Source organism: Kitasatospora sp. NPDC086801, from assembly GCF_044745805.1.
Lineage (GTDB): Bacteria > Actinomycetota > Actinomycetes > Streptomycetales > Streptomycetaceae > Kitasatospora.
Map to the genome: position 1 here is coordinate 99,055 of NZ_JBIVAX010000029.1, position 6,661 is coordinate 105,715.

Genomic DNA, 6,661 nt, shown 5'->3' on the forward strand with positions numbered 1-6,661 from the left:
TGATCCGGGAGTTGGGTTTTTGTACAAGCTGCTGTTCGACCTCGTCTTCAAGAAGATGGACCCCGAGAAGGCCCACCACCTCGCCTTCTTCTGGATCCGGCTCGCCTCCTCGGTGCCCGGCCTGCGTACGCTCGTGCGGCTGGTGCTCGCCCCGCGCGACCGGGCGCTGCACACCACCGCCCTCGGCCTCGACCTGCCGGGCCCGTTCGGCCTGGCGGCCGGCTTCGACAAGAACGGCGTCGGCATCGACGGCCTGGCGATGCTCGGCTTCGACTACGTCGAGATCGGCACCATCACCGGCGAGCCCCAGCCGGGCAACCCGACGCCCCGGCTGTTCCGCCTGGTCGAGGACCGCGCGCTGATCAACCGGATGGGCTTCAACAACCAGGGCTCGGCCCGGGTCGCCGCGCGCCTCGCCGCCCGCCCGCACACCAGCTCCACCCCGGTGATCGGCGTCAACATCGGCAAGACCAAGGTGGTCGAGGAGGCCGACGCCGTCGCCGACTACGTCAAGTCCACCGAGCAGCTGGCCAAGTACGCCGACTACCTGGTGGTCAACGTCAGTTCGCCGAACACCCCCGGGCTGCGCAACCTCCAGGCCGTGGACCACCTGCGCCCGCTGCTCGCCGCCGTCCGCGAGGCCGCCGACCGCGCCACCGCGCACCACGTCCCGCTGCTGGTCAAGATCGCCCCCGACCTGGCCGACGAGGACGTCGACGCGGTCGCCGACCTCGCCCTGGAACTGGGCCTGGACGGCATCATCGCCACCAACACCACGATCGGCCGCGAGGGCCTGCGCGCCGACGCCGCCCGGGTCGAGGAGATCGGCATGGGCGGCCTCTCCGGCGCCCCGCTCAAGGCCCGCGCCCTGGAGGTGCTCCAGCGCCTGCGCGCCCGGACCGGGGGCCGGCTGACGCTGGTCTCGGTCGGCGGCGTCGAGACCGCCGAGGACGCCTGGCAGCGGATCGTCCACGGCGCGGACCTCGTCCAGGGCTACAGCGCCTTCATCTACGAGGGCCCGTTCTGGTGCCGCCGGATCCACCGGGGCCTCTCCGCCCGGATCCGGGCGGCGGGCTTCCGCGACCTGGCCGCGGCCGTCGGCAGCGCCGTCGACGGCACCGGGGCCGCCTCCTGAACCTCCGTACGGCCTCGGGGCCCCGCACGACCCCCGTACGGCCCGCGCAGGGCCTCTGCACGACCTCGGTACGACCTCCGTACGACCTTCCGGAAGGACGACATGACCCTCGCCCCGTTCGGCGCCCGGCTGCGCCAGGCCCTCGACACCCGCGGCCAGCTCTGCGTCGGCATCGACCCGCACGCCTCCCTGCTCGCCGCCTGGGGGCTCGGCGACGACCTCGCCGGGCTGGAGACCTTCAGCCGCACCGTCGTCGAGGCGCTGGCCGACCGGGTGGCCGTGCTCAAGCCGCAGGCCGCCTTCTTCGAGCGCTTCGGCAGCAGGGGCGTCGCGGTGCTGGAGAAGTCCGTCGAGGAGGCCAGGGCGGCCGGTGCGCTGGTCCTGATGGACGCCAAGCGCGGCGACATCGGCTCCACCATGGCCGCCTACGCGGAGGCCTTCCTGTCGCCCGGCAGCCCGCTCTTCTCGGACGCCGTCACGGTCAGCCCGTACCTGGGCTTCGGCTCGCTGCGCCCGGCCCTCGACCTGGCCCGCGCGCAGGGCTGCGGCGTGTTCGCGCTGGCGCTCACCTCCAACCCGGAGGGCCACGAGGTGCAGCGCGCGGTCGGCCCGGACGGCGAGTCGGTCGCGGCCTCGGTGCTGCGGCAGCTGGCGGCGGAGAACGCCGATGCCGAGCCGCTGGGCTCCTTCGGCGCGGTCGTCGGTGCGACGCTCGCCGACGCGGGGGTGGAACTGGCCATCAACGGTCCGCTGCTGGCCCCCGGGATCGGCGCCCAGGGCGCGACGATGGCCGACCTGCCGCGGGTGTTCGGCGCCGCGGTGATCAACGTGGTGCCGAGCGTCAGCCGGGACGTGCTCAAGCACGGTCCGTCGGTGGCGGCCCTGCGCTCGGCGGCCGAACGGTTCGCCGGCGAGTACGCGGACGCGGTGAAGTAGCGGTGAAGTAGCGGCGATCGCGGGCGCGAGCGGGTAGCCGGGCGATGACCCTGCGCAGTGTGCGCAGCCCGGTGAGGGTCCTCGGAGCCCTCCGGACTTGACGTGAGCGCCGTCACATTGGCGGTGTCAAAGTTTCGCAATCACGGTCATTTTGCCCTGGAAAGTCCTGGTCGGCCTTGGCTGACCAGGACTTTTCGTGTTCTTTTCCTGACGCGGCGCCGCAATCCGGGTAGTGTCCGGCGATAGGTCATCGGCGAGCCGCGAAACCCGTAGCTCCCGCAGGTCAAGGGCCCTGTGGTTCCCCTTGCGGACGGTGTCCTGGGATCCAAACCAGTCATAGCTCAATCCCTTCCTTCCACACCCTGAGGTGAACGGCGTGGCTCTTCCGCCCCTTACCCCTGAACAGCGCACCGCCGCGCTCGCCAAGGCCGCCGAGGCTCGCCGGGAGCGCGCCGAGGTCAAGAACCGGCTCAAGCACTCCGGCGCCTCCCTGCACGAGGTGATCAAGGCCGGAAAGGCCGACAACGACGTCATCGGCAAGATGAAGGTCTCCGCACTGCTGGAGTCCCTTCCCGGCGTCGGCAAGGTCCGTGCCAAGCAGATCATGGAACGCCTCGGCATCAGCGAGAGCCGGCGCGTCCGCGGCCTCGGTACGAACCAGATCGCCTCCCTGGAGCGGGAGTTCGGCGGCGGTGCCGCCTGACCGTGCCCCGTGGTCCCGGGATCGTCCGCGATCCGGGATAATCGGTGCATGAGTGAGCGTCCGCGGCTGACCGTGCTCTCCGGCCCTTCGGGGGTCGGCAAGAGCACGGTCGTCGCTCATATGAGGAAGCAGCACCCCGAGGTCTGGCTCTCGGTGTCGGCGACGACCCGCCACCCGAGGCCGGGCGAGCAGAACGGGGTCCAGTACCACTTCGTCGACAACGACGAGTTCGACAAGCTGATCGCCAACGGCGAGCTGCTGGAGTGGGCCGTCTTCGCCGGCAACCGCTACGGCACCCCGCGCTCGGCGGTGCTGGAGAAGCTGGAGCGCGGCGAGCCCGTCCTGCTGGAGATCGACCTCCAGGGCGCCCGCCAGGTGCGCGAGTCGATGCCCGAGGCGCAGCTGGTCTTCCTGGCCCCGCCGAGCTGGGACGAGCTGGTCCGCCGGCTCACCGGCCGGGGCACCGAGTCGGCGGACGTGATCGAGAAGCGGCTGGAGGCGGCCAAGGTCGAGCTCGCGGCCGAGCCCGAGTTCGACACGACCCTTGTCAACACCTCCGTCGAGCAGGTAGCGGCCGAACTGCTAGCCTTGCTCGGTGTAGCCTGACCTGTCTGTCTTTTTTTCCACCCTTTCGGAAGGTTTTCGCGTGTCCTCTTCCATGACCGCGCCCGAGGGCATCATCAACCCGCCGATCGACGAGCTGCTTGAGGCCACCGACTCCAAGTACAGCCTCGTGATCTACGCCGCCAAGCGCGCGCGCCAGATCAACGCGTACTACTCCCAGCTCGGTGAGGGCCTGCTCGAGTACGTCGGCCCGCTGGTCGACACCCACGTGCACGAGAAGCCGCTGTCGATCGCGCTGCGCGAGATCAACGCGGGCATGCTGACCGCCGAGGCGATCGAAGCCGCCTGAGGCGGTGCTCCGAAGTTTCTTGTGGAAGGGCCCGGCGGAATCGTTTCCGCCGGGCCCTTCGGCATTCCCGGGGCTGTGGGATCGAGCACGGTGCGCGCCGCGGCTGAGGGGCCGTAGGGTGTGCACGTCCCAGGAGTGGAGGAGAGCGGGAGTATGAGCGCGACTTCGGACCGGAGCGGGGCGGCGGACGCGCCGCGCGTCGCCCTCGGCGTCAGCGGCGGCATCGCCGCCTACAAGGCGTGCGAACTGCTCCGCCGGTTCACCGAGTCCGGCCACCAGGTCACCGTGGTGCCCACCGCGGCCGCGCTGCACTTCGTCGGCGAGGCCACCTGGGCCGCGCTCTCCGGCCGCCCGGCCGCCACCGAGACCTGGGAGCGCGTGCACGAGGTGCCGCACGTGCGGATCGGCCAGCAGGCCGACCTGGTCGTGGTCGCCCCCGCCACCGCCGACCTGATCGCCAGGGCCGCCCACGGCCTCGCCGACGACCTGCTCACCAACACCCTGCTCACCGCCCGCTGTCCGGTCGTCCTGGCGCCCGCCATGCACACCGAGATGTGGGAGCACCCCGCCACCCGGGACAACGTCGCCACGCTGCGCCGCCGGGGCGTGATCGTGCTGGAGCCGGCCGTCGGGCGGCTCACCGGCAAGGACACCGGCAAGGGGCGGCTGCCCGAGCCGTCCGCGATCTTCGACGCCTGCCGGGCCGTGCTGCGCCGGGGCGGGGCCGCCCCGACCGACCTGGCGGGCCGGCACGTGGTGGTCTCGGCCGGCGGCACCCGGGAGCCGCTGGACCCGGTGCGCTTCCTGGGCAACCGCTCCTCCGGCAAGCAGGGCTACGCGCTCGCCGTGACGGCCGCGGCCCGGGGGGCGCGCGTGACGTTGGTCTCGGCCAACGCGGAGCTCGCCGACCCGGCTGGGGTCGACGTGGTGCACGTCTCGACCGCGCTGGAACTGCGCGAGGCGGCCCTGAAGGCGGCCGCGGCGGCGGACGCCGTGGTCATGGCCGCGGCCGTGGCGGACTTCCGGCCCGCCGAGTACGCCAGCGGCAAGATCAAGAAGGTCGAGGGGGTCGAGCCGGCGCCGGTCGCCCTGGTCCGCAACCCCGACGTCCTGGCCGAGCTGGCGGCGCACCGCGCCCGTTCGGGCCAACTCGTGGTGGGTTTCGCGGCGGAGACCGACGACGTGCTCGCCAACGGCCGAGCCAAGCTCGCCCGCAAGGGCTGCGACCTGCTGGTCGTCAACGAGGTGGGCAACGGCAAGGCCTTCGGGACGGACGTCAACGAGGCCGTGGTGCTGGGCTCGGACGGCAGCGAGACGGCCGTTCCGGTGGGTCCGAAGGAGGCGTTGGCGGACGTGGTCTGGGACCTGGTCGCGAAGCGGCTGGAAGCGGTCGGCGACTGATCGAGCCCCGTTGGAGATCGGTCGAGATTTCCGGAAGCGGGTGACGTTCGGCGGAGGCATCCCGTTAGACTCCAGGAATCAAGTCTTTCCGGATGTCCCCGGTTCGCCGGGGGCCTTCAGTCAGCAGCCGCTGCAACCCCAGGGAGCGCTGTGTCTCGCCGCCTGTTCACCTCGGAGTCCGTCACCGAGGGACACCCCGACAAGATCGCTGACCAGATCAGCGACACCATCCTTGACGCTCTCCTGCGGGAGGACCCGACCTCCCGGGTCGCCGTGGAGACGCTCATCACCACCGGCCAGGTGCACGTGGCCGGCGAGGTGACCACCAAGGCGTACGCGCCGATCGCCCAGCTCGTCCGGGACAAGATCCTGGAGATCGGCTACGACAGCTCCAAGAAGGGCTTCGACGGCGCCTCCTGCGGCGTGTCGGTGTCCATCGGCGCGCAGTCGCCCGACATTGCGCAGGGCGTCGACACCGCGTACGAGGCTCGGGTCGAGGGCGACGAGGACGACCTGGACAAGCAGGGCGCCGGCGACCAGGGCCTGATGTTCGGCTACGCGTCCGACGAGACGCCCGAGCTGATGCCGCTGCCGATCACCCTCGCGCACCGCCTCTCGCGCCGCCTGACCGAGGTCCGCAAGAACGGGACGATCCCGTACCTGCGCCCCGACGGCAAGACCCAGGTCACCATCGAGTACGACGGCGACAAGGCCGTCCGCCTCGACACCGTGGTGGTCTCCACCCAGCACGCCAGTGACATCGACCTGGAGTCGCTGCTCACCCCGGACATCCGCGAGTTCGTGGTCGAGCCCGAGCTGAAGGCGCTCGCCGAGCAGGGCATCAAGCTGGTCACCGAGGGCTACCGCCTGCTGGTGAACCCGACCGGCCGCTTCGAGATCGGCGGCCCGATGGGCGACGCCGGCCTCACCGGCCGCAAGATCATCATCGACACCTACGGCGGCATGGCCCGCCACGGTGGCGGCGCCTTCTCCGGCAAGGACCCGTCCAAGGTCGACCGCTCGGCCGCGTACGCGATGCGCTGGGTGGCGAAGAACATCGTCGCCGCCGGCCTCGCCCGCCGCGCCGAGGTGCAGGTCGCGTACGCGATCGGCAAGGCCGAGCCCGTCGGCCTCTTCGTCGAGACCTTCGGCACCGAGACCGTGCCGGTGCTGTCCATCCAGAAGGCAGTCACCGACGTCTTCGACCTGCGCCCGGCCGCGATCATCCGCGACCTGGACCTGCTGCGCCCGATCTACTCCCAGACCGCGGCGTACGGCCACTTCGGCCGTGAGCTGCCCGACTTCACCTGGGAGCGCACCGACCGGGTGGAGCAGCTGAAGGCGGCCGTGAAGGACTGAACGGCCTGAACGCTTCGGAGCGGCGGGCCCCCCCCCCCCGGGGGGGGGGCGGGGGGGGGGGGGGGGGGGGGGGGGGGGGGGGGGTTTTGGGGGGGGGGGGGGGGGGGGGGGGGGGGGGGGGGCCGGGGGGGGCCCGGGGGGGGGGGGGGCGGGGGGGGCCACCTCTGGTGTGTCTGAGCGGTTTAGAAGTCGTCGTCGAAGGCGACGGAGCCTT

7 protein-coding genes are annotated in these 6,661 nt (G+C 71.8%); all 7 read left to right on the forward strand.

Annotated elements, in window-relative coordinates; translation table 11 throughout:
• The first annotated feature begins 19 nt into the window (after positions 1–19).
• The 7 genes from ACIPLC_RS26470 (at position 20) to metK (ending at position 6,447) form a co-directional block, all read left to right on the forward strand.
• Complete coding sequence (locus ACIPLC_RS26470) at positions 20–1,135, forward strand: quinone-dependent dihydroorotate dehydrogenase (protein WP_400475506.1); 1,116 nt, start codon at positions 20–22, stop codon at positions 1,133–1,135.
• A 102-nt stretch (positions 1,136–1,237) separates the two neighbouring features.
• Complete coding sequence (pyrF, locus tag ACIPLC_RS26475; RefSeq protein ID WP_400475507.1) at positions 1,238–2,071, forward strand: orotidine-5'-phosphate decarboxylase; 834 nt, start codon at positions 1,238–1,240, stop codon at positions 2,069–2,071.
• A gap of 376 nt (positions 2,072–2,447) precedes the next feature.
• Complete coding sequence (gene mihF / locus ACIPLC_RS26480; protein ID WP_030056187.1) at positions 2,448–2,774, forward strand: integration host factor, actinobacterial type; 327 nt, start codon at positions 2,448–2,450, stop codon at positions 2,772–2,774.
• Positions 2,775–2,822: 48 nt separating this feature from the next.
• The gene (gene gmk / locus ACIPLC_RS26485) at positions 2,823–3,380 is read left to right on the forward strand and encodes a guanylate kinase (protein ID WP_400475508.1); all 558 of its coding nucleotides are present in this window, start codon (positions 2,823–2,825) and stop codon (positions 3,378–3,380) included.
• A 40-nt stretch (positions 3,381–3,420) separates the two neighbouring features.
• Complete coding sequence (rpoZ, locus tag ACIPLC_RS26490; RefSeq protein ID WP_030240625.1) at positions 3,421–3,687, forward strand: DNA-directed RNA polymerase subunit omega; 267 nt, start codon at positions 3,421–3,423, stop codon at positions 3,685–3,687.
• A gap of 153 nt (positions 3,688–3,840) precedes the next feature.
• Positions 3,841–5,088, forward strand: coding sequence for a bifunctional phosphopantothenoylcysteine decarboxylase/phosphopantothenate--cysteine ligase CoaBC (coaBC, locus tag ACIPLC_RS26495; RefSeq protein WP_400475509.1), 1,248 nt, complete (start codon positions 3,841–3,843; stop codon positions 5,086–5,088).
• Between the two features lie 150 nt (positions 5,089–5,238).
• Positions 5,239–6,447, forward strand: a complete 1,209-nt coding sequence (gene metK, locus ACIPLC_RS26500; protein WP_400475510.1) for a methionine adenosyltransferase — start codon at positions 5,239–5,241, stop codon at positions 6,445–6,447.
• The last annotated feature ends 214 nt before the right edge of the window (positions 6,448–6,661 follow it).